The organism is Ensifer sp. 2TAB8 (assembly GCF_052115125.1).
GTDB lineage: Bacteria > Pseudomonadota > Alphaproteobacteria > Rhizobiales > Rhizobiaceae > Ensifer.
In genome coordinates this window covers 25,430-48,664 of the sequence record NZ_JBFRGB010000007.1, presented here as the reverse complement: position 1 = coordinate 48,664, position 23,235 = coordinate 25,430, and the positions used below count along the sequence as shown (strand labels likewise).

19 protein-coding genes are annotated in these 23,235 nt (G+C 62.2%); 7 read left to right on the top strand and 12 right to left on the bottom strand.

What is annotated here, in order from left to right; translation table 11 throughout:
• Nucleotides 1–36: 36 nt before the first annotated feature.
• Entirely contained in the window at nucleotides 37–405 is a 369-nt protein-coding gene (locus AB4Z53_RS13950) for an Hpt domain-containing protein (RefSeq protein ID WP_113540072.1), read from the bottom strand.
• Between the two features lie 540 nt (nucleotides 406–945).
• Between AB4Z53_RS13950 and AB4Z53_RS13945 the strand changes: the two genes are divergently transcribed.
• Entirely contained in the window at nucleotides 946–7,716 is a 6,771-nt protein-coding gene (locus tag AB4Z53_RS13945) for a kinesin (RefSeq protein WP_441596350.1), read from the top strand.
• Between the two features lie 201 nt (nucleotides 7,717–7,917).
• Here AB4Z53_RS13945 and AB4Z53_RS13940 read toward each other — a convergent pair whose 3' ends face one another.
• On the bottom strand, nucleotides 7,918–8,301 hold the full coding sequence (locus AB4Z53_RS13940; protein ID WP_113540074.1) for a hypothetical protein: 384 nt from the start codon (nucleotides 8,299–8,301) through the stop codon (nucleotides 7,918–7,920).
• A 156-nt stretch (nucleotides 8,302–8,457) separates the two neighbouring features.
• Here AB4Z53_RS13940 and AB4Z53_RS13935 point away from each other — a divergent pair, with 156 nt between their 5' ends.
• Nucleotides 8,458–9,024, top strand: a complete 567-nt coding sequence (locus AB4Z53_RS13935; protein ID WP_441596349.1) for a GrpB family protein — start codon at nucleotides 8,458–8,460, stop codon at nucleotides 9,022–9,024.
• Between the two features lie 309 nt (nucleotides 9,025–9,333).
• On the opposite strand, the gene AB4Z53_RS13930 is transcribed toward AB4Z53_RS13935, so the two are convergent.
• From AB4Z53_RS13930 to AB4Z53_RS13910, 5 genes are all read right to left on the bottom strand, one after another.
• Nucleotides 9,334–10,203, bottom strand: coding sequence for a cytochrome c1 (locus AB4Z53_RS13930; protein WP_113540076.1), 870 nt, complete (start codon nucleotides 10,201–10,203; stop codon nucleotides 9,334–9,336).
• A gap of 32 nt (nucleotides 10,204–10,235) precedes the next feature.
• Nucleotides 10,236–11,516, bottom strand: a complete 1,281-nt coding sequence (locus tag AB4Z53_RS13925) for a cytochrome b (RefSeq protein WP_113540077.1) — start codon at nucleotides 11,514–11,516, stop codon at nucleotides 10,236–10,238.
• Nucleotides 11,517–11,530: 14 nt separating this feature from the next.
• The gene (gene petA, locus AB4Z53_RS13920; RefSeq protein ID WP_113540078.1) at nucleotides 11,531–12,109 is read right to left on the bottom strand and encodes a ubiquinol-cytochrome c reductase iron-sulfur subunit; all 579 of its coding nucleotides are present in this window, start codon (nucleotides 12,107–12,109) and stop codon (nucleotides 11,531–11,533) included.
• 370 nt (nucleotides 12,110–12,479) lie between these two features.
• Nucleotides 12,480–14,345: an ABC transporter ATP-binding protein gene (locus AB4Z53_RS13915; protein ID WP_441596348.1), complete on the bottom strand. Its 1,866-nt coding sequence runs from the start codon at nucleotides 14,343–14,345 to the stop codon at nucleotides 12,480–12,482.
• 118 nt (nucleotides 14,346–14,463) lie between these two features.
• Nucleotides 14,464–16,317 carry an ABC transporter ATP-binding protein gene (locus tag AB4Z53_RS13910; protein WP_113540080.1) on the bottom strand — a complete coding sequence of 618 codons (1,854 nt, stop codon included), beginning with the start codon at nucleotides 16,315–16,317 and terminating at the stop codon, nucleotides 14,464–14,466.
• 411 nt (nucleotides 16,318–16,728) lie between these two features.
• On the opposite strand from AB4Z53_RS13910, the gene AB4Z53_RS13905 reads away from it, so the two are divergent.
• Together AB4Z53_RS13905 and AB4Z53_RS13900 are read left to right on the top strand one after the other, a co-directional pair.
• The gene (locus tag AB4Z53_RS13905) at nucleotides 16,729–17,301 is read left to right on the top strand and encodes a GNAT family N-acetyltransferase (RefSeq protein WP_441596347.1); all 573 of its coding nucleotides are present in this window, start codon (nucleotides 16,729–16,731) and stop codon (nucleotides 17,299–17,301) included.
• 6 nt (nucleotides 17,302–17,307) lie between these two features.
• Nucleotides 17,308–17,769 carry a tRNA (cytidine(34)-2'-O)-methyltransferase gene (locus tag AB4Z53_RS13900; RefSeq protein WP_441596346.1) on the top strand — a complete coding sequence of 154 codons (462 nt, stop codon included), beginning with the start codon at nucleotides 17,308–17,310 and terminating at the stop codon, nucleotides 17,767–17,769.
• 84 nt (nucleotides 17,770–17,853) lie between these two features.
• On the opposite strand, the gene AB4Z53_RS13895 is transcribed toward AB4Z53_RS13900, so the two are convergent.
• Nucleotides 17,854–18,429 carry an NADPH-dependent FMN reductase gene (locus AB4Z53_RS13895; RefSeq protein WP_223727501.1) on the bottom strand — a complete coding sequence of 192 codons (576 nt, stop codon included), beginning with the start codon at nucleotides 18,427–18,429 and terminating at the stop codon, nucleotides 17,854–17,856.
• 77 nt (nucleotides 18,430–18,506) lie between these two features.
• Here AB4Z53_RS13895 and soxR point away from each other — a divergent pair, with 77 nt between their 5' ends.
• Nucleotides 18,507–18,977, top strand: a complete 471-nt coding sequence (gene soxR, locus AB4Z53_RS13890; protein WP_113540084.1) for a redox-sensitive transcriptional activator SoxR — start codon at nucleotides 18,507–18,509, stop codon at nucleotides 18,975–18,977.
• Nucleotides 18,978–18,989: 12 nt separating this feature from the next.
• Here soxR and AB4Z53_RS13885 read toward each other — a convergent pair whose 3' ends face one another.
• Nucleotides 18,990–19,250 (bottom strand): hypothetical protein, encoded by a 261-nt coding sequence (locus tag AB4Z53_RS13885; RefSeq protein ID WP_113540085.1) that lies wholly within the window; start codon nucleotides 19,248–19,250, stop codon nucleotides 18,990–18,992.
• A gap of 216 nt (nucleotides 19,251–19,466) precedes the next feature.
• Between AB4Z53_RS13885 and hemF the strand changes: the two genes are divergently transcribed.
• Nucleotides 19,467–20,378: an oxygen-dependent coproporphyrinogen oxidase gene (gene hemF, locus AB4Z53_RS13880; protein WP_113540086.1), complete on the top strand. Its 912-nt coding sequence runs from the start codon at nucleotides 19,467–19,469 to the stop codon at nucleotides 20,376–20,378.
• Nucleotides 20,379–20,426: 48 nt separating this feature from the next.
• Here hemF and AB4Z53_RS13875 read toward each other — a convergent pair whose 3' ends face one another.
• Complete coding sequence (locus tag AB4Z53_RS13875) at nucleotides 20,427–20,603, bottom strand: hypothetical protein (RefSeq protein WP_162768895.1); 177 nt, start codon at nucleotides 20,601–20,603, stop codon at nucleotides 20,427–20,429.
• A gap of 153 nt (nucleotides 20,604–20,756) precedes the next feature.
• On the opposite strand from AB4Z53_RS13875, the gene AB4Z53_RS13870 reads away from it, so the two are divergent.
• Nucleotides 20,757–21,029 (top strand): BON domain-containing protein, encoded by a 273-nt coding sequence (locus tag AB4Z53_RS13870; RefSeq protein ID WP_113540142.1) that lies wholly within the window; start codon nucleotides 20,757–20,759, stop codon nucleotides 21,027–21,029.
• Nucleotides 21,030–21,035: 6 nt separating this feature from the next.
• On the opposite strand, the gene AB4Z53_RS13865 is transcribed toward AB4Z53_RS13870, so the two are convergent.
• Together AB4Z53_RS13865 and AB4Z53_RS13860 are read right to left on the bottom strand one after the other, a co-directional pair.
• Complete coding sequence (locus AB4Z53_RS13865) at nucleotides 21,036–21,650, bottom strand: ABC-type transport auxiliary lipoprotein family protein (RefSeq protein WP_113540087.1); 615 nt, start codon at nucleotides 21,648–21,650, stop codon at nucleotides 21,036–21,038.
• An 89-nt stretch (nucleotides 21,651–21,739) separates the two neighbouring features.
• The gene (locus AB4Z53_RS13860) at nucleotides 21,740–23,110 is read right to left on the bottom strand and encodes an MlaD family protein (protein ID WP_441596345.1); all 1,371 of its coding nucleotides are present in this window, start codon (nucleotides 23,108–23,110) and stop codon (nucleotides 21,740–21,742) included.
• Nucleotides 23,111–23,235 lie beyond the last annotated feature (125 nt).

Here is a 23,235-nt window from a genome sequence, read left to right as displayed (position 1 = left end):
AAATGTGGGCGGCCACCCGCCCGATAGCGCCGCGAATTAGCGGCAGAGCTTCAAGATGAACAGCTCGGCTTCGAGCACAGCAGCCGAAAGAGCCTCGCAGAGCGATGCTTCGTCCGGGTTCTGCTCGATCGCGCCGGCAAAGCGGGCGACGTCGACGGCGCCAACCGCAAGCGCAGCCCCCTTCAGTCGATGGGCGGCCTGAGTACGAAGCGTGTGGTCGCCTTCGACCATCTCCTTCATCACCTGGCGCGCCTGACGCGCGAAGAGCTGGAGGACTTCGATTTCGAGCGCCTTGTCACCCATGGTCTGTGCTGCAAGGTGAGCGAGGTCGATCGGCTTCTTGCCGGTCGCTGCAGAGTTTCCCGGGTTGTCCGGAGCTTCGAAGGCAATTCTAAGGGCTGCCATGAGCCAAATTCCCTATTGTTTATTCTATGTTGGTCTTGTTTTCGGTGTCGCCTGTCATCGACACGCACACCCGTATTCTTCGGACATGCATCCTTTGCGGGTGCGGGGCTGCTATCGGCTTAAATCGGGGCGCAATATGGGCGGGAATCTGGGAAAATGGTTAACGGCCGTTAAACCATCTGATTTCCTTGTATTTTCTGGCTTTGGCCCGGCTATCGTATTAAGATTTCATTAGGATTTTAATTAAGCCCGAGCGCTCTTAATTGTAAGAACCCGGCTAATGTGTCACTACGATACGCTCAGGAACGTGCCTTCGTGCGAAAATGGCAACCGTTCCGGTGGATAAGCTCAAGTCGCGGTCCCTTTCGTCCGCAAATGTGACTATCCGTCGAGGCAATGCAGTGTGTGATCAGTAGGGTATTGCGTAGATCCAATGCGCGTATCTTGCCGTCACAGCCCGCGAGGAAGAAGCCCGGCCCGCCCGTTTTGCGCGTGCGCTGGCAGCTTCGTCGCTGGCAAAAGGTAATGAGGCGTATCCCCATGGCGACGAAAAAGAGCAATGAGTCAATCGACGAGAAGGCCTTCCAGGCTTTGGAAGCTGCCCTGAAGATCGATTTTGACGAGCTTAACTCGAGCCCGAACGACAAGACTTCCTTGGATGATCCGGAGGAAAATGTGTCTCAGCCCGGCAATCAGGCGCCAGCGCCCGATCAGAATAAAAGAGCAAAGTCTCAACCGGAGCCAACCCGCGCGGCACGTGCTGCCGAAGCGGCCAAGACGCTCGCCCCGGAACCTGCGCCGAAATCCCCTTCCCTTTCCGCCGCCAACGACGATGGTCGCCGTTCGCCGGCTGCGATGCTGCGTGCGCTCGACGTGCGCTCCAATCGCGCCGCGATCCGGGTTGCCGCGCTGGTGTCGATCATCTGGGCCATCGCAGGCCTCGGCATTGCCAACCTTCTCTATGGGCCGCAGATCTGGCAGATCCGCACGTTGAGCGATCTGGCGGCGACCCCTGGCGCCATCGGCGTCGCGATCGGCATTCTGCTGCCGGTCATGCTCTTCTTCTCCTTCGCCATCATGATCGCCCGCGCGCAGGAACTGCGCAATGCGGCTCGCTCCATGGCTGAAGTGGCCCTGCGCCTCGCCGAACCCGAGACCGCCGCCGCCGATCGTGTCATGACCGTCGGTCAGGCCGTTCGCCGCGAAGTCTCGGCGATGAACGAGGGCATCGAGCGCACGATCGCACGCGCCACCGAACTCGAGACGCTGGTCCATTCCGAAGTCAACGCGCTCGAACGCAGCTACAGCGAAAACGAACTGCGCGTCCGCACGCTGGTGCAGGAACTCGGCCTCGAGCGTGAAGCGATCATCGGCCACTCCGAGCGGATCCGCTCGGCAATCGCCGGTGCCCACGGCAAACTCAAGGACGACCTGGAACAGGCGAGCGACGACATCGCCTCGCGCATTGCGATTTCCGGCGAAGCCTTCGCGTCCCTCATCGACACGCGTGCCGCGGCCCTCAGCGAAAAATCCGACAGCGCCCTCCAGTCGATCGGCAGCATGCTGTCGGCCCGTACGGACACGCTGCTTTCGGGCCTGACCGCGGCCGGCCTTGGCCTTAGCACCGAATTCGATACGCGGCTTGACCAATTGAGCGACACGCTGACGAAGCGCGGCGAAGACCTGCTCAGCCAGTTCGAAACTCGCGCCTCCTCGCTCGACGCCAGCACCGAACGGCTGAACGCGGCGCTTAACGACCGTGCACGCCAGCTCAACGAGACGCTGATCGCCCGCACCCGTGACCTCAACGAGAGCCTCAGTGTCGGCCAGCAGGCGATCACCGGCGGCCTCGATCACGTACTTGCCTCGCTCAACGCCACGCTCGACGAGAAAGGCGCAAGCTTCCGTCAGAGCCTGCGTTCGAGCGCCGACGATGCGATCATGGATCTCGACCTGCGCGGCGGCTTCTTCGAAGAGAAACTGCAGACCACGGTTGGCCAGCTCGCTACCGCCTTCGACGAACGCTTCCACGAGTTCGCCTCGGCCTTCGACAAGCGCGCGAGCATGCTCGACACCAAGCTCATGGAAAGCCTGCACCGCATCAACGAAACCGTCTCCGGCGGTTCGGAAGCGATCGGCGGCGCGCTCGACAGCAGCATCGAGAAGATCGGCTCCGCTCTCTCCGACCAGTCGCTGACACTGGCGGCCACGCTCGGCGCGACGCAGGACTTCATCGAGGAGACGATCAGCAGCCGTACCTCTGAGCTCGGCAACCTGGTCGGCGATGCCCACAGCCGTATCGACAGCGTGCTCTCCGAGAAGACGAGCGGCCTCATGGGGGCCCTCTCCCAGGCGCAGGACCGCATCGAAAACGGCTTCGGCCAGCGCGCAGACGCGCTTGCAAGCGCACTCACCACAAGCGAACAGCGCCTGACGGAAGGTCTCGATACCCGCACCGCAGCCTTCGTCGATGGCCTGCACGCCGCCCATGCCCGCATCGAACAGACGCTTAGCGGCTCGACGGACGAAATCACCAGCGCGATTGCCGCAAGCCAGCATCGCCTGGACAATACGCTCTCCGAACGCACGCTCGCGCTTTCGACCATCCTGTCGATGGGCGCGGATTCGATCGACAATGCCGTCAACGGCACTGCCGATCGGCTGGAGCGCGTTCTCTCCGAACGTGGCGAGGCGATCTCCGAAGCCCTCACGACCCAGACATCGGCGCTCGATGGCGTTCTTGCCGAGCGCGCCGCTGCGATCACCTCGACGATGTCGTCGCGCGCCAACGAGATGGCGAATACGCTGAGCCGTCACGCCGAAGACGTGGCCGACAGCCTGACGTTCCGCGCAACGGCGGTCGCCGAAACCATGACCGACCGCGTCGGTGATATCGAGCAAAAGCTCTCCGATAGCGTCAACACGATCGCCGAAAACCTTGGCGGCCGCGTCAGCCTGATTTCCGATACCCTCACCCAGACGAGCGCCCGCATCGCCGAGGACCTCAGCGGCCGCGTCGGCAAGATCTCCGATACGCTGACCGAGACCAGCGCGCACATCGCCGATGCGCTGACCGCGCGTACGACCGAAGCAACCGCTTCGCTCGCCGGCAAGGCAGCGGAGATCGAGCAGACGCTGAGCGGTCGTGCCGAACATCTGCGCGATACGCTGACGTCGACGCACGAAGAGATCCGTGCCACGCTCGACGACCGGATCAACGCCATCAACCTGGCCGTCGGCCAGGGCCGCGACCAGCTCGAAGGCATGCTGGCCGATCAGTCGACCGCCATCGCCACGACGCTCGCCACCAGCGCAAGCATGCTCGAAATGTCGCTGGAAGAGCGCCAGTCGGCACTCGCCGGGGTCATCGACCGCAGCGGCGAAACGCTAGACGCGCGCATGCGTTCGACGACCGGTCACATTGCGGAGCGTCTGGCTGAAACGGCCAACCAGATCAGCCTGGCGGCCGACAGCCTGACCAACCGCGTCGACCTGTCGATCAACGGCATCAACGACCGCCTCGACGATACCGGCCTGCGCATCGAGACGAGCCTTGGCGCTCTCGAAGATCGTATGCGTGAAAGCGCTGGCAACATCGGCTCGATCGTCGACGAAACGGGTATGCATATCGAAACACGCGTCGGCGTGCTCGAAGACCGCATTCGCAACACCGTCGGCAATGTCGGCACGGTTGTCGACGACACCGGCGCCCGCATCGAAAGCAATCTCGGCGCGCTTGAAAACCGCATCCGTGGCAGCGTAGCCAATGTCGGCTCCGTCGTCGACGATGCCGCTGCCCGCGTCGAGGGCGGCCTCAGCACCCTCGAAGAGCGGATCCGTGGCAGCGTCAGCAGCGTCGGCTCGGTTGTCGGCGACACCGGCACCCTCATCGAAAGCAGCCTCGGCGCTCTGCAGGATCGCATCCGCGGCAGCGTCAACGACGTCAACGCGCTGGTCGACGATACCGGCCTGCGTCTCGAAGTCAGCCTCAGCTCGCTCGAAGAGCGCGTCCGCGACAGCGTCGGCAACGTCAACGAGATCGTTGATGGCGCCGGCCAGCGCATCGCCGACAGCCTTGGCGACCGTGCCGGCGACATCGATCGCATGAGCGAAATCGCGGCAAGCCGCATCTCCGGTGCCATCGAGTCCGGTGCGGAACGCATCGCCGAGCGTCTCGGCACCATGGATCGTGCCCTCAATATCGGTCTTGAAAACGTCAATCGCACCATCGAAGGCAAGGCCGCCGGTCTCGTCAGCAGCCTGCGCGGCGCAGTCAGCGAAGCAACGCAGGACCTCGACGCGGAAGCCTCCCGTCTTGAAGGCAAGACGACCGATCTCGTCAGCAACCTGCGCAGCGCGGTTGGCGGTGTGGCCCAGGAGTTCGACGCCGAAGCCATCCGCATGGAAGACAAGGCTGCCGGTCTCGTGACCACGCTTCGCGGCGCCGTCGGCGATGTCGCCCACGAGTTCGACGCCGAAGCAGCCCGCATCGAAGGCAAGGCTGCCGGCCTTGCGACCACGCTTCGTGGCGCCGTCGGCGATGTCGCCCAGGAATTTGACGCGGAAACAGCCCGCATCGAAGGCAACGCTGCAGGCCTCGCGACGACGCTCCGTGGTGCAGTTGGCGAGGTTGCCCAGGAATTCGACGCCGAAGCGGCGCGCATCGCAGGCAAGGCTGCCGGCCTTGCGACGACCCTTCGCGGCGCCGTCAGCGACGTTGCCCGTGAAATCGACGCGGAAGCGGCGCGCTCTGCCGAGCTCCTTTCCAGGGCTGGCGACGATTTCGCGTCGGCACTCGCTGCCCGTCAGGCCGAATTCGCCAACACGATCGACCAGACCGCAGCGGCAACCGCCGCGCGCCATGCGGACCTCGCCAATACGATCGAGCAGAAGGCTGCTGCCACAGCAGTGCGTCATGCCGATCTCGCCCGCTCGATCGCCGACGCGGCCGATACGGCAACGGCACGGCTCGCTGCGACGCACAGCCAGATCGCCAGCCATGCGGACAACATCCACCAGGGCCTCGCCAACACCGAAAAGGCGCTGGAAGCCCGCGGCGAAGCGATCCGCAACACGCTCGACGACCGCACCCGCGAACTCAACTCGATGCTCGCCGGCCGTTCGCTCGAACTGTCGCGCCTCATCGACGAGCAGGCTCGCCCGGTCATCGACCAGTATGCCGCAACCGGCCGCGAGGCAGCCGAACGCATCGCCGCCGTGACCCAGGAAAGCGCTGACCGCCTGCGTGCGGAAAATGCCGCCCTGGTCAACGCCATTGCCGAGCGCACCGGTGAAACGCTGAACGCGATTTCGCACCGCGCCGAGGAAACGGCGAAAGCGATGAAGATGGTCGAGAACCGTCTGCAGTCGACCGCGATGGGCCTGATCGACCAACTCGCCAACAACAATGCGGCGATCGCCACGGTCATCGACCAGGCAAGCAACAACCTTGGCGAGATGGACCAGCGTCTGGAATCGACGATCGCCCGTGTGTCGGAATCGACCCGCCAGGCTTCCGACATGCTGTCGACTTCCACCCGCCTCATCGAAGGCAAGGTCGACAAGCTCTCCGACATCTCCGCCTCGACGCTCTCGCAGATCGGCGGCATCGTCGGCCGCTTCGAGGACCATTCGAAGGTGCTTGGCCAGGCGTCGGACCTGCTGGGGGCCGCCCAGTCGAACCTCGTCAGCACACTCGAGGAACGCCAGGACGCGTTGCGCACCCTGTCGGTCGGCCTCGTCCAGCGTTCGGAAGAGATCGAACGCACGATGCGTGCGCTCGAAGGCTTCGTCGACGGCGCCTTCCAGCGCGCCGAAGAGCGCTCGGGCCTCGTTGCCGGCAACCTGCGCAGCGGCATTCAGCAGTCCTTCTCGGATGTCGGCCGGCTGCTCACCAGCGCTGAACAGCGTGCAGTGGAAGCGGCAGAAGCGATGCGCAACACCCTCGCCCAGGCCGGCGACGAAGCTGGCGCTTCGGTCGAGCAGGTCTTCAGCCGGGCTGAGGAGCGTTCGCGCCAGATCGCCGATACGCTTCGCTCCGGTGTCGAGACCTCGTTTGCCGACGTCAACAAGACGCTGACCTCTGTCGAGGGTCGCGCGCTTGGCGCCTCTGAAGCGCTGCGCCAGGCGATTGCCAAGGTCGGCGAAGATGCCGGTGCATCGATCGAAGGCGCCTTTGCCAATGCCGAGGAGCGCTCCAAGGAAGTGGCTTCGCGTCTGCGCGGCAGCGTCGCAGCCTCGGTATCCGACATCGAGCGCATKCTGACGGAAAGCGGCAAGAAGTCCGACGGCGTCGCAGGGCAACTGCGCGACGCGGTTCGGGTGGCGATCGACGAAGCGATCGGTCGCTTCAGCGGCGCCACCGACGAAATCCGTCGCTCGGCCGGCGAGATCCGCAAGGAACTCGACATGACCCGCGAAGAACTGAAGCGCGGTGCATTCGACCTGCCGGAAGAGGCCAAGGAAAACGCGGCGGTCATGCGTCGCGCCGTTGGCGAGCAGATCAAGGCGCTGCAGGAACTATCCGATATCATCGGCAAGTCCTCGACGCAGCTCGAGGTCGCCCAGCCGCTGCGTCAGCAGCCTGCCGCCGCTCCGGTCTCTCGTCCGGTCCAGCAACAGCCAGTCGCGCAGCAACAGCCGGTTGTTCAACAGCAGCCAGTCGTCCAGCAGCAGCCGGCACCCCAGCCTCAGCCGATCGCTCAGCAGCCCGCAGTGCAGCAGGCGGTCGAGCAGCCGGGCCGGCAGGAACCGGCCCAGGCCCTGCGCGGCAGCCTCGGCATCGAACAACCAGCCGTTCGCCAGCCTGCTCCGTCGCAGGCGGTGACCAGTGAGGTTGCTGAGGGTGGTGGCTGGATGCGTGACCTGCTGCGTGCGGCGTCGCGTGAAGAGGCGCCCTCGCCGGCGCCGCAGCGCCCGGCGGAAGCGCAGCCTGCAGCCCGCACCGGCGATAGCCGCAATCCGCGCCACGTCGTCGAGTCGCTGAACTCGCTCTCGGTCGATATCGCCCGTGCCATCGATCACGATGCCTCGGTCGAACTGTGGCGCCGTTACCAGCGCGGCGAGCGCGACGTCTTCACCCGTAGGCTCTATACGCTGAAAGGCCAGCAGACCTTCGACGAGATCAAGCGTAAGTACGATCGTGAGCCGGAGTTCCGCACCGCCGTGGATCGCTATATCTCGGACTTTGAAAAACTGCTCGCCGACGTTGCCCGCAACGACCCGGACAAGCGCATCACCCAGACCTACCTGACGTCGGATACCGGCAAGGTGTACACGATGCTCGCCCACGCAGCCGGTCGCTTCAGCTAAGCGGCACTGGCATCCAGAACAACAAACGGCCCCGTCTTGCGACGGGGCCGTTTTCGTTTGCAAGCGCGTCAGTGAAGAAAAGCGGTCGGTCGCTTCCGCTAAACTCAGACTGTCTGTCCGCAGGCAGCCGTAGTGAACGGGGCGCAGCAGACATACCGGGACCAACAGACTCGCCAGCCCTCACCCTCAGCCCAAACCGGTTCAGCGCARCGGCGAGCAGCCGCCGACGTCGGCAGGCTTCACGCGGCCAGCCTGAAGGTCCTTCAAGTAAGGCTTGTTCGGGTCCGGCCCGCCGAGCGCCCCGTCATAGGTCGCGCGGTCGATTTTAAGCATTCGCCCGCTTGCCGTGAAACTCACCATCTCCTTCTTGTTGACATAGGCCGAGGCGACATTGAGCCGGCAAAAGAACTTCTTCTCGGTGTTGGCGACGACCCATCCCCAGGCGCCGGACTTGCCTCTAGTAAGTTTGCCGATCGCATAGCCCTGCTTGGCAAGCGTCGAATAGCTCTCGGCCTGGGCGATGCCGGGAAGAAAGGCAAGGCCGATCGTACCGGCCAGCACCAGCCGTCTGAATGAAATGAACATCGGATTTCAACCTCTTGAGAAACGGAGAGACGCAACTGACCAGGTGTTCTTCGATTAAAATTACAACCTCAATATGCGGATGTGCGCTTAATGCGTGAGCCGCGTGCTCAAACCAAAGATGTTGACACTGGAGACGCTACGTCATGGATTTCGGTCATGAAGATTGAACTGCCTCACACTGCATCGCCGGTCGAAATTCTCGACTGGTCTCCTGATTGGCCGGAGAGGTTTGCGATCAAGGCAAATGCGATCCGCCACGCATTGGGAGACCATGCCTTGCGTATCGACCATGTCGGTTCCACTGCAATCCGGGGGCTGGCGGCCAAACCAATCATCGATGTCCAGCTTTCCGTTGCCGATCTGGAACCGATCGAAATCATCGCGGAAAAGATGGCGACGATCGGCTACCTGTGGCGGCCGTTGAACGCCGATCGGACGAAACGCTACTTCCGTGAGCAGCCAGGCGGTGAACGCACGCACATCCACATGCGACGGTTGGGAAGCTGGCAGGAGCAATGGTCGCTGTTGTTTCGCGACTACATGCGCGCGCACGTCCTTGAACACGCCCCATATGCCGAACTGAAGCGTGCTCTAGCGGCACGGTATCGTCATGACCGGATGGCCTACACCGAGGGCAAGTCGGAGCATCTGTGGCAGATCATTCGACGTGCAGATCAATGGGCCGCTGCAGGTGGCTGGAAACCAGGCCCTTCCGACGCATAGAAGCCGCTGGGGCACAGATCCCAGGCCCGTCGCACAGTCTCTCCTGGATCCGTTGCGGTGGCGCACGCGCGTTAGGGAACGCTGTGGCGATCTGCCTTCGCTGGGATGTTGCAGGAGCGCGCGATATGCAGCCCGATGCGCTTCGATAGACGCGCATAGACGCTTGAACCACCATGAAGCAGCACGTCCTTTTTGTTGTCTTTGGCTTGGGGTCAGGCGCCGCCGGATACGCAATAGGCAACAAAAAAGGCCCCGGACGAACCGGGGCCTCTTTATGGATTTCGATCAATCCGGCTTAGCGGCGGTCGATCAATGTTCCTTGTTAGCGTAGACCGACTTCTTCGTGAGATAGACGAGGCCGGTGAAGATCAGCAGGAACACCATGACCATGAAGCCGGTACGCTTGCGCTCTTCGAGGTGCGGCTCTGCGGTCCACATCAGGAATGCGCCGACGTCCTTGGCGTACTGGTCGACCGTCTGCGGCGTGCCGTCGTCGTAGGTAACCTGGTCGTTGGAGATCGGCTGCGCCATCGCCAGAGCGGCGGCGTTCGCGAAGTACGGGTTGTAGTGCGTGCCCTCGGCGACCTCGACGCCCTGCGGCGGATCCTGGTAGCCGGTCAGCAGCGCGTGGATGTAGTCCGGGCCGCCTTCCTGGTAGGGCCAGAACATGTCGAAGACGAACTGCGGGAAGCCGCGCTCGATACCACGTGCCTTGGCGATCAGCGAGAAGTCCGGCGGGGCTGCACCGTTGTTCGATGCAGCAGCCGCTTCCTTGTTCGCGTAAGGCGACGGGAAGTGGTCGGACGGCAGAGCCTTGCGGGTGAACATCTCACCGTCGGCGTTCGGGCCGTCCTGGACTTCGTAGTTGGCCGCAAACGCCTTTACCTGCGCTTCCGAGTAGCCGAGGCCTTCGAGCGTACGGAAGGCCACCAGGTTCATCGAGTGGCAAGCCGAACAGACTTCGGTGTAGACCTTCAGGCCGCGCTGAAGCTGGCCCTTGTCATAGTGACCGAACGGGCCGGCAAAGCTCCATTCCTGCTGCTCCGGCTTGTGAATCGGATAGTGAGGCGTACCGCCGCCATGCTCCTCGCCGCCCTTCGCCTCTTCGGCGACAGCTGCACCGAGACCGAGACCAGCGACGACAGCGAGTGACAGAATGCCTGTAACAAGCTTTTTCATTGTTGTGGGTTCCTTATCAATCGCTGTTCTGATCAGGCGCGCGCGGCTACCGGCTGCGCCTTCGCATTCCGCTTTTCCAGCACCGCTTCGGTGATGGAGTTCGGGATGCGCTTCGGCGTCTCGATCAGGCCGAGAACCGGCATGATGACGAGGAAGAAGCCGAAGTAGTACAGCGTGCCGATCTGCGACATCACGACGTAGAGGCCTTCTGCAGGGCGCGAGCCGAGCCAGCCGAGCATGATGGCGTTGACGACGAAGATCCAGAAGAACAGCTTGTACCACGGACGGTAGACAGCCGAGCGGACCTTGGACGTATCGAGCCAGGGCAGGAAGAACAGGATGATGATCGAACCGAACATCACCAGAACGCCACCGAGCTTGGAGTCGATCGGGCCGACGTTGAAGGTGATGGCGCGCAGCATCGCGTAGAACGGCAGGTAGTACCATTCAGGAACGATGTGAGCCGGCGTCTTCAGCGCGTCAGCCGGAATGTAGTTGTCCGGATGGCCAAGGAAGTTCGGCATGTAGAAGACGAACCAGGCGTAGACGAGCAGGAAGACGGAGACGCCAAGCGCATCCTTCAGCGTCGCGTAGGGCGTGAAGGGAACGGTATCGGTCTTGGACTTGACTTCAACGCCGGTCGGGTTGGTCTGGCCGGTCACGTGCAGAGCCCAGATGTGCAGGACGACGACGCCGGCGATCATGAAGGGCAGCAGATAGTGCAGCGAGAAGAAGCGGTTCAGCGTCGGGTTGTCGACAGCGAAGCCGCCGAGCAGGAACTGCTGGATCCACTCACCCACCAACGGAAATGCGGTGAAGAAGCCGGTGATAACGGTCGCGCCCCAGAAGGACATCTGGCCCCAGGGCAGAACGTAGCCCATGAAACCGGTCGCCATCATCAGGAGGTAGATGACAACGCCGAGGATCCAGAGGATTTCGCGCGGAGCCTTGTACGAGCCGTAGTAGAGACCACGGGCAATGTGCAGGTAGACGGCGATGAAGAAGAACGATGCGCCATTGGCGTGCATGTAGCGCAGCAGCCAACCGTGGTTGACGTCGCGCATGATCTTTTCGACGGAGTTGAAGGCAACGGACGTGTCGGCACCGTAGTGCATCGCCAGCACGATGCCGGTCAGGATCTGGACGATCAGCATGACCGAAAGCATGGCACCGAAGGTGTAGGCGTAGTTCAGGTTCCGGGGAACCGGATAGCTGATGAAGCTATCATGAACGAGACGCGGCAACGGCAGACGGGAATCAACCCATTTCTCAATGCCTGTCGTCGGCGTGTAGGTTGAATGTTCAGCACTCATTATCAGTAGTCCCCTCAACCGATCTTGATAACTGTGTCGGAAACGAACGAGAAGGTCGGCACATGAAGGTTCTCCGGCGCCGGACCCTTACGGATACGGCCGGCCGTGTCGTAGTGCGAACCGTGGCAGGGACAGAACCAGCCACCGAAGTCACCGGCCTGACCAAGCGGCACGCAGCCGAGATGAGTGCAGGAACCGATCATGACGATCCAGTTTTCCTTGCCTTCGCCGGCAGAGCGATCGACGTCGCTTGCCTGTGCGTCGGCTGGAAGGTTGGCATTGCGCGCAACCGGATCCTTCAGGTCGTCGAGCTTGACGGCCTTTGCCTCTTCGACTTCCTTCTCCGTACGGTTGCGGATGAAGATCGGCTTGCCGCGCCATTTCGCCGTCAGCGACATTCCGGGCTGCAGGCTCGAAACGTCAACCTCGATCGAGGCGAGCGCGAGCGTCGATGCATCCGGACGCATCTGGTCGATGAACGGCCAAGCGACAGCACCAGCGCCGACGACGCCTGCCATACCGGTAGCCAGATAAAGGAAATCGCGGCGAGTGGGCTCGCCCAAGGCCTCGCTTGAAGTGTCGTGTTCGCTCACGGCTAAACCATCCTCTCACGCAATTATTGCGGAAACCGCATCCGCCCCCGGCGAAATTCCTGCCCCTTGAGACTTGATCCAGGTCAAGGAACCGCGCCCAATTCATAGTGCTGCCGCCCCCGTCGTCTTGCGGCTGCAAACACGACATCGGCACCAGAATCCGAAAAAATTCTGCGCACGCACGGCACACAGATTCCCCGTCAATCCGGCGCGTTCTATGCTTGATCGCAAATTATGTCCAGCCTTGACAAGGGGATGTGGGCAGATTGTCGCGGGGAAAAGCGCGGCCAATCGGCACAAGGACTTGACGGTCGCCAGTTAGGCTTAATTCAAGCCGGTCGAGCAGGTGTTGAAGTGCTCTTGAGCCGCCCTACTCCGCCGCTTCTTCGCGGGCAAGAAATCCGCCCGACTGGCGTGACCAGAGCCCGGCATAAAGCCCACCGCGGGCGACGAGCTCGGCATGCGTTCCTTCCTCGACGATCCGCCCCTTGTCCATGACCACGAGCCGGTCGAGTGCGGCGATGGTCGAGAGCCGATGGGCGATCGCCAGCACCGTCTTGCCTTGCATCAAACGGTCGAGATTGGACTGGATTGCCGCCTCGACTTCCGAATCGAGCGCCGAGGTCGCCTCGTCGAGAACGAGGATCGGCGCGTCCTTGAGCATCACCCGCGCGATCGCAATACGCTGGCGCTGACCGCCGGAAAGCTTGACGCCGCGCTCGCCGACATGGGCGTCGAAACCCTTGCGACCGCGCTGGTCCTGGAGGCCGAGGATGAAGTCGTAGGCCTCAGCCTTGCTTGCAGCGGCGATCAGTTGCTCCTCGCTGGCATCGGGCCGGCCGAACAGGATGTTGTCGCGGATGGAGCGGTGCAGCAGCGATGTATCTTGGCTGACCATGCCCACCTGCGCGCGCAGGGATTCCTGCGTGACTGCGGCGATATCCTGGCCGTCGATGCGTATGCGTCCGCTTTCGAGGTCGTAGAACCGCAAGAGCAGATTGACGAGGGTCGACTTGCCGGCGCCGGAGCGGCCGACGATGCCCACCTTTTCTCCGGGGCGAACGACGAGCGAGAAATCGTCGATGACGCGTTCGCCCTTCCCGTAATGAAAGCGCACGTGTTCGAAGCGGATTTCCGGCTGGCTGACGGCAAGCTCCGTGGCGCCGGGACGGTCGACGAGCCCGATCGACTGCGACACCAGTTCGGCCGAGTTCTGGATCGTGCCGATGTTGCGCATGATCGAATTGAACTGCGTCATCATCCGGCCAAGCAGCATGTTGAGCCGCAGAACCAGCGCCAGGGTGAAGGCCACTGCCCCGGAACTGATCGAGCCGCCGAGCCAGAGATGGATCGAATAGACGGCGATGGCCGTGATCATCATGCCGGAAAGCAGCGCCAGCGACGCACGCACGGCCGTCAGAAGCCGCGTGAACGGAATGACCGCGCGCTGGAACCGGTCGAAGCCGGAGCGGATATAGCGGTCGTTCTCTTCATCGCGGCCGAAGAGCTTCAGCGTCTGGATATTGGAATAGGCATCGACCATGCGGCCATTCAGCATCGATGCCATTTCGGCCGTGTCGCGGGCATGTTTGCGGATGCGCGGGACGAAGAAGCGCGCGAGCGCCAGGAAGACGACGATCCAGAAGGCGACCATTGCCGCCAGGCGCCAGTCGAGCTGCGCCACCAGCGCCATGGTGGACGCGGTGTAGATCACGATGAACCAGACGACCTGCAGCAGCGAGACGATGAGGTCGCTGGTCGCCTGCGCCCCGGCCCAGACCTTGGTGACGATACGTCCTGAGAAATCGTTCTGGAAGAAGGTCAGCGACTGGCGCGCGACATGCACATAGGACTGCCAGCGCACCAGGTTGAGAAAGCCGGTGATGATCGATTGCTCTTCGACCAGTGCTGCCAGCGACACCGCAAGAAAGCGGAACACCATCACCGTCAAGAGCATGAACAGGAGTTCCGGCCCGTTGGCGGCGATTAGACCGCCCCAGCCGGCTTCCGGCTTCACCGTATCGAGAACGTCGACCAGCCGGCCGACGAAATAGAACAGCCCTGCTTCAAGCATCGCCACGAGGCCGCCGAGCACGGCCATCGCAATGAATGGCCCTTTCGCCTGGGCGGCGTAGAACCAGGCGAAACCCCACAGCGATTTCGGCGGCTGCAGGCGCTCGCGCGGCGCGAACGGCTTGATCCAGTTCTCGAAGAGGCTGACGATAGCGCTGAGCATGGTTCCGATATAGGCGGTTCGGTGGGAACAGCAATCGGTTTTGGTGCAATTGCTGATTACAAATGCGTAACGTGTGAAAGGTCAGCCCGCCGTTCGAAGGAACGGCGGGCTGCGTTTTTTACTCTGCCGCCTCTTCCTTCTCGACATCGTCGGCAATGAAGCCGCCGGACTGGCGAGACCAGAGATCGGCATAGAGGCCGCCATGAGCGACGAGTTCGGCATGCGAGCCCGTCTCCACGATGCGGCCGGCCTCGAGGATCACCAGCCGATCCATCTCCGTCAGGGTCGACAGACGATGGGCGATCGCGATCACCGTCTTGCCGGCCATCAGCGCGAACAGGTTCTCCTGGATTGCCTGTTCGACCTCGGAATCGAGCGCCGAGGTCGCCTCGTCGAGGATCAGGATCGGCGCGTCCTTGAGGAACACGCGCGCGATCGCGATGCGCTGGCGCTGGCCGCCCGAGAGCTTGACGCCGCGTTCACCGACCTGGGCATCCAGGCCCTTGCGGCCCTGGTTGTCCTCGAGCCCCTGAACGAAGTCCCAGGCATTCGCCTTCTTCGCCGCCGCGATGATCGCCTCGTCATCCGCTTCCGGATGTCCATAGGCGATGTTGTCGCGAATGGAGCGGTGCAGCAGCGAGGTATCCTGCGTAACGACACCGATCTGGGCGCGAAGGCTGTCCTGGGTGACGGTGGAGATATCCTTGCCGTCGATCCGGATCGCCCCGTCTTCCAGGTCGTAGAAGCGCAGCAGCAGGTTCATGAGCGTTGTCTTGCCGGCGCCGGAGCGGCCGACGAGACCGATCTTCTCGCCCGGCTTGATGTCGAGCTGCAGGTGATCGATGACGCCCTTGGCCTTGCCGTAGTGGAAACGGATGTTGTCGAAGGCAATCGCCCCCTTCTCCGCCTTCAGCGCCTTGGCGTCCGGTTCGTCGACGATGTCGTGCCCCTTGGTCATCATGCCGATGCCGTCATAGACCGTACCGATGTTCTCGAAGAGCGCCGAGACTTCCCACATGATCCATTGCGACATGCCGTTGATGCGCATCGCGAGACCGACGGCGATCGCAATCGCCCCGACCGAGATGGCGCTGGTCAACCAGAGATGGATGCCGAGCGCTGCGATGGCAAAGAGCGCGATGCTGTTGTTGGCGTAAACCAGGATGTGGAACAGCGTCACCTTGCGCATCTGGCGATGCACGGTGCCAAGGAAGCTGTCCATGCCGTCCCGTGCATAACCTTCCTCGCGGCCGGCATGTGAGAAGAGCTTGACCGTGCCGATATTGGTGTAGCTGTCGACGATCCGTCCCGTCATCATCGAGCGCGCGTCCGCTTGCTCCTTGGAGATCTTTTGCAGTCGCGGCACGAAGTAGCTGACGATGCAGATGTAGATCGCGAGCCAGATGGTGAGCGGGATGACGAGACGCCAGTCGGCAGTCGCGACGACGGCGAGCATGGTCACGAAATAGCTGACGACATAGACGAAGACGTCGAGGATCTTCATGACCGTTTCGCGGACCGCCAGCGACGTCTGCATCACCTTCGTCGCCACGCGCCCGGCGAACTCGTTGGCAAAGAAGGTCATGCTCTGGCGCAGCAGATAGCGGTGCATCTGCCAGCGGGCGATCATCGGATAGTTGCCGAGCAGCACCTGGTGCATGATCAAGGAGTCGATTGCGACCAAGCCCGGCAGACCGATGAGGACCAGCGCGCCCATCCAGAAGAGCCGGCCGCCTTCGGCTGCAAGGAACGTCTCGCGGTTGGCGCTCGACAGCCAGTCGACCATGTTGCCGAGGAACTGGAACAGCGCCACCTCGCCGACGGCAATCAGCATGGTGCAGACGGACATGATGAGAAGCCACGGCACGGCCGGCTTGGAATAATGCCAGCAGAAGCCGAAAAGGCTTTTCGGCGGGAGCGTCGGCTCTTCCGCCGGGTATGGGTCAAGGCGGGATTCAAACCAGCCAAACATTGCATTTGCTCCTTCAGAGAATTTTGAAGGAAAGCGGGTTTCCCCGCGTTCTTATGATGAAAAAGTCAGTCCGGAAATGCAGCCCGAAAAAGGGCTTCGTCTTCCGGAGTTCCGGAAGCGCGTCAATCTCTTTTAGAAGATAGGTCGCGGAACCGGTCAGGCCAAACGGTGGCCCACTACTCCAGGAAGGCGTGTCAACATCAATACATTCATGTTTGCCTCCGTCGGTTCGCGTTGAAGAGGCTCGATCTCTACCCCTATTTGCGCCGGCATGCCAGATTGTCGCAGGCTGTTTCTTCCACAATTTTTCATCGATTGCGTGTCTGTTGCCGTTTCGGCACAGATTAGCTTCAGCAATATGAGCGCCCTCACAAGCAGGGAACGCCGGCCATTTCGCACTGGAGAAGCAGCATGAACGCTTCATCGGATAGGGCTCCTGATCTTCAAGGCAACGGCTTTGTCCTTCGCCGCCCTCACGACGGTGATGTCGATGCGCGCCTGAGGCTCGGCCGCGATCCGGAAATCTACCGGATGTTCGGCGCCGGTAGGTCGTTTGCCGGCCTTTTCGGTCACGGCGAGGCCGCCGCCTGGGTGACGCGGATCGCCGGACATCCGACCGCCTGGGTCATCGATCAGGGCGGCCTCATCGGCGAAGTGCGCCTCGATAACCTCAACCATCAGGATCGACGCGCGAGCTTCGCCATCGGCATTTTCGATCCGCAACGGCTGGGCAAGGGTCTTGGCACGGCGGTCACGAAGCGGGTATTGGCCTATGCCTTCGATGAACTTGCCCTTCACCGGGTCTCGCTCAGGGTTCTCGCCTTCAACGAACGGGCGATTGCCGCCTACGTCAAGTCCGGCTTCTCCGTCGAGGGCCGCGAACGCGAGTCGGCTCTGATCGACGGTGCGTGGCACGACGACATCATGATGGGCATCCTGGCTGCGGAGTTTGACGCGCGGCGCGATGGCCGCAAAAACGAGTGATCTGAAATGAGCAGCCTGCGCATCGCCCTCTACCAACCCGATATTCCAGGCAACACCGGCACGATCCTGCGCCTGGCCGCCTGTCTCGGCCTCTCCGTCGACGTGATCGAACCCGCCGGTTTCGACCTCTCCGACCGCAACCTGAAACGCGCCGGCATGGACTATATCGCTTCGGTCGCGCTCACCCGTCATGTCAACTGGGAGCACYTCGAGGCGTGGCGGGCTGCAAGCGGACGCCGGCTGGTGCTCGCCTCCACCAAGGCTGCCCTGCCCTATACCCGCTTCGAGTTCCGCCCCGATGATATCCTACTTTTCGGAAGAGAGAGCGCCGGCGTTCCCGACCACGTGCACGAACGCGCCGACGGGCGCATCTTGATCCCAATGGCAGAAGGCCAGCGCTCGCTCAACATCGCGATGTCCGTAGCGATGATCGCCGGCGAAGCGATCCGGCAAGTCTCTCCAGCCTGACAGCGCAAACATCGCCACCTCCTTGGCTGTTGACCACGGCCGGCGGCCGCTGAACGCGGAACCGACGGCTTTCAATGGCAGGTGCTACGCAGCCACTTCGTTGTAGGGCGCGCTTTTGCGCGCCTGCTTCAAAACGCGCGCCCACCAGGTCAGCCGATCCATCATCAAAAACAGCGGCGCGCGCAGTTCCTCGGGCTTGTAGAGGTTGCCGGCAGCATCGAACTTCGACCAGGCCTTGGGGAACGTGATCCCGTCGCGCAACGTCACCGTATGTAGTTCGCCGAAAACCTGGCGCAACTGCTCGACGGCCCGAATGCCGCCAGAGGCGCCACCATAAGAGACGAAGCAAACCGGCTTGGCCTGCCAGGGCTCGTAGACCGAATCGATCAGTTCCTTGAGCGCCGCCGGATAGCCGTGATTGTACTCGGGCGTGACGATGACGAAGGCATCAGCCTCGGCGATCTTGCGTTCGAGCCACTCGCCCGGATTGACCGCCGCCCCGAGCCCACGCGACGTCCGCAGCCGCGCCGGGTCGATCACCGTCAACGTAAAGGTCTCCGAAGCCGAAAGTTCCCGGATCAGCCAGTTGGCGACCGTATCGCAGAAGCGACCCTGGCGCGCACTGCCATAGATCACGGCAAGGGTCATTTTCTCAGTCATGGGGATCAAGCTCCTGTTGTCTGCAGTATGGAGCCAATGCTATAAAACCTCAACAATAGTTGAGGTCAATAGCCATCATGACAATTGTGAAAAGCAGCGAATTGCGTCGCGAACTGACGGTCGGCGAAGTGGCGGAACGAAGCGGCGTCGCCGTCTCCACCCTGCACTTCTACGAGGCCAAGGGGCTGATCCGCAGCAACCGTACCCGCGGCAACCAGCGCCGCTATCCGCGCAGCGTCCTGCGACGCGTCGCGGTCATCAAGGTCGCCCAGCGCACCGGCATTCCCTTGTCTGAGATACAGGACGCTTTGTTGGTCCTTCCGGACGATCGTCCGCTGACGGTGGAGGATTGGGGAAAATTGTCCGAAAACTGGCGCGAACAGCTAAACGAACGCATCACCAACCTGATGGCCTTGCGCGATCACCTGACGAGTTGCATCGGCTGCGGCTGCCTGTCGCTGCGCGAATGTCCGCTGCGCAATCCGCACGACGTGCTGTCGATGGAAGGCGCCGGACCGCGACTGATGGACGAAGACACGCACCCTTGAGGAGCAGAACGGCTAATCAGCCGTCGGCAGGCGGCGCATTGTGAACTCGATCTCGTCGCCATCGAGTTGGCGCCAGCTCTCGACCTCGGTCCAGTAGGCAGCTTTCGGCCAGGTATCGAACCATTCCCGGGCCTTCGCGCGGGCGGCACTGCGATCGAGACGAAAGGTTTCCCGCACGAAAAGGCCATCGCCTCGTGTCCGGTTGTCCCGGCGATGCCGGGCGATCTGCCGCCGCAAACCATCGAGCGGCGGGCCTGCAGGTATTCTTGCCATGGGCTATACCTCTAGTCGCTAATATAGTGACGGCGCTCGCCCTTTGCCAGAGGCTTGTTGGAGAGCAGGTTCGCTGCCCATAGGTGCTGTCGTTGCGACAGACCGCCCAAGGTACTGGACCGGCGTTGCCATCGGCGCGAAAGTATGAACTGTGGCGACTTCAATAGAATCGGCGGCATTTCATCGGGAAATCCCGCCAACAGGACGCAATTTTCCATGGAACGACCGCAGCTACCCCCGGGCCTCCCCGCAGATATCGAAGACAAGAAGGCCGAGGCGCGCGCGTGGTTCGAAGGACTGCGCGACACTATCTGCGCTGCATTTGAAGCGATCGAGGATGATCTGACCGGTCCGCTCTCCGACCGCGCGCCCGGACGTTTCGTCGGCAAGGATTGGAGCCGCGACGATGGCAAGGGCGGCGGTGGCCGCATGTCGATGATGGAAGGCCGTGTCTTCGAAAAGGTGGGCGTCCATACGTCGACGGTCTACGGCGAATTCTCGCCTGAGTTCCGCAGCCAGATCCCGGGCGCTGCCGAGGATCCGCGTTTCTGGGCTTCCGGCATTTCGCTGATCGCCCATCCTGTGAACCCCAATGTGCCGGCCGTTCATATGAACACCCGCATGGTGGTGACGACCAGCAACTGGTTCGGCGGTGGCGCCGACCTGACGCCGGTGCTCGATCGCCGCCGCGTCACGACCGATGCCGACACGCAGCTCTTCCATCGCGCCATGGAAATCACCTGCAGCCGTCATGCGGTCGCCGACCATGCCAAGTTCAAGAAGTGGTGCGACGACTATTTCTTCCTGCCGCACCGTAACGAGCCGCGCGGTACTGGCGGCATCTTCTACGATTGGCTGCATTCGGCGGAGGAACAGGGCGGCTGGGACGCGGACTTCGCCTTCACCCGCGATGTGGGCAAGGCGTTCGCCCTCGTCTACCCGAAGATCGTGCGCAGCAACTTCAATGCGCCCTGGACCGAGGAAGATCGGGACGAACAGCTCGTACGGCGCGGTCGCTATGTGGAGTTCAACCTGCTCTACGACCGCGGCACGATCTTTGGCCTGAAGACCGGCGGCAATGTCGAGTCGATCCTGTCGTCGCTGCCCCCGGTGGTGCGCTGGCCGTAAGCCAAGGGCGGAGAGCGTTTCGCCGATCGCGAACGCCCTCTCCCTGCATCAATTGCATATGCGGACCTTCTTCAGGATGACCGCGCCATAGGCGCCATAAGTCTTGACGGTTTTGACGACACAACTGGGCTTGCAGCCATAGCTGTAGTTCCCTGCCTGTGCCGGCGTACCCAAGGCAAGAGCCGTCACGATCGCCAGAGCCATGGCGAAAAAAGAACCGCGCATCGATATGTCCCCTGCATGCTGATTGTGGCCGCGACAGATCCCGTCGCTTGAAAACAGACATGGCACGGCTGACGATTTCCCGCTGTTTCGAATGAAACAGTCGAACAAACCGGAGCATCCGGCGTTTCCTCTGCGTTGAGCGAGGTGGATGCGATGATTTTCAAGAAACGGACATTCTACGGCGATGAACCGGAGCGCTTGACGCCCGAGCATCCGGCTGAACTGGAGCGCCGCGTCGCCCACTTTCTGGCGGTCGCGCCCGGCCTCGATGCCGCCGATGTAACGGTGACGGCCAAGGGCAACACGATCATCCTTGCCGGCTTCGTCGCGACGGCAGCCGAAGCCATGCGCGCCGAAGAGGCGACAAAACAGATGCAGGGCGTGGCGGAAGTCATCAACCGGATCGAGCCGGTTGGCACTGAATAGGCGTCGTCAGATCGAGCCGAGCGTCCAGCTGACGATCTCGGCCGAAACGCTTGCGAAAGCCTGGTCCATTGCCTTGATGAAGGCCGGGTTTCCTGCGCCCTTGACGCTGGCGGTCGCGCGAAACGCCTTTTGCGCCCGCACCGTACCGTTACGGTCGTTGAGGATCTTGGCGAAGATTTCGACGATCGCCGTGTCCGCACCTTCCGTCGAGACCTCGAAGGCGCGGATTTCGGTGATCACCTGATAATCGATCGCCAGCCCCTGGCCCGGCTTGCCGACGCCGCCGACCTTGCCGGTGTCCTCGAAGGCCTGCACCAGCTTCGACTGCACCAGCTTCGGCAGTCGGTCGCTCCATTGTGCCTTGGAGAGATATTGCAGCTCGGATCCGGACAGACGGATGACGACCTGGTCGCTGTCGAGCGCCTTCAGTGCCGTTGGTTCCGGCACGAGGATTTGCTTGCCTGTGGAGGCACGTCCTTCGACGGCTGGCGACGCCGAAAGACTGTATGTGTCATTGACCGCTTTTGTACCGCAGCCGGCAAGGCCTGCTGCCAGCATGAAAATCAGGGCGGAGCGCCGCGCTCCCGCTACTCGCATACCAACCAGCCCCTGAAAACTCATACTGCCAATACCCTTGTCCCACGCACCTTGGCGCCCCCTCGATCGAAAGCACACCGTCTGGCCCTAAGCTGGTCCCGCCACGCCCCGACTCAACGCCGGGTGCGACCATCATATTGTTTTACTGTCTCGCCGCCAAAGAGAAGACGCTGCGGGTTCTTGTCGAAGGTGGAGATCGTGTTTTCCAGGCTCTGGACCGTCCGTCGCGTATCGGTGACGAGCGCTTCGACGTCGCGCAGGCCGGAGCCCGAGAAGCGCCGCAAGTTGTCGGCGATCGGTCCGATCTGCGCGTTGAGCGTGTCTGCCACCTTGCGGAAGGATTCGAGCGTCGCGCGCGCCTCGGCCGAAAGCGACGGGGCATCCGCATCGCCCAGGAAGCCGTCGACCTTGACGAGGATGCTGTCGACCCGGTTGGCCGAATTGTTCAGCTTGCTCGCCAGTTGGGTGACATCGGTGACCGTGCGGTCGATGTCCTCCTGCCGGGCGGTAATCTTCGAGGCGAACTCAGAAATATTGGCAACGGTCTTGCGGGCGTCGGCGGTCGCTGCAGTGATGTCGTTGACGACGAGCTCGACCTTCTCCTTGTCGACCGAGGCCACCAGCGTATCGACCCGCTCCAGCGTCTTCTGGGCATTCTTGCCGAACTGCTCGTAAGTTTCGACCGTGCGTCGGAATGCGGCAACCGTTTCGGAAACGCCGCCTGAAGCGGCCTTCAGGTCGTTGCTGATCTGCTCGACGTTCGAGACGATGTGGTCGATCTTCTTCGGATCCACGGACTTCACCAGGGCATCGGCAGATTCAAGAGTCGAATCGAGTTTCTTGGAGGCTGCGCTGACCGAGCCCGAAAGCTCCGTCACGCTCCTCAGGAAGTCGTCGATCGCACCGGAATTGTTGGCGAGCGCGGTGGAAAACTTCTCCGCATTGCCGATCGTATTTGTCAGCGGGCCGCGCACGTCCGTTACGAAGCCCTGAATGTCGGTGATTGCGTTGTTGGCCCGGTCCATGATCTGGTCGGCCGTTGCGAGCAGGCTGGTCACGCTCGACTGATCCGCAAGGATGCGTGCCTGCGTGCCTTTTTCGATCGCGGTCTTCAGGATGTTCTCGTCGCCATTGCGACCGCCGCTAAGCTCGATGTAGGCCGCGCCCGTCAGCCCCTGCACTTCCAACGTTGCCTTGGTCGACTTCAGCACCGGCGCATCGACGGAGACCTCGGTGACGGCGATCGAATAGCGTGGATCATTGGCGTCGATCGCAAGATTGCGCACCGTGCCGACGGCAATGCCGTTGAAGCGCACCGGCGAACCGACGGAAAGACCGTTGGCGGAACCCGGAATATTGACCACAAGCTCCACCATCTCGCCGCTGCGGCCATATTGCGACATCCAGTAGACGAAGCCGAATGCGGCCGCGATCACGAACACCGTGAAGAAACCGACAATGGCGTAGTTCGCTTTCGTTTCCATTCGTACCGACTACCTTCGTGGCCGCTTCACCGGCTCTACCTCGTATCTCGACGCCTGGGCGCCAAAACCGCATTCACTGGAGCGCCGTGTGTTCAAATGAACCCACGAAGAACCTCTTGCATTTC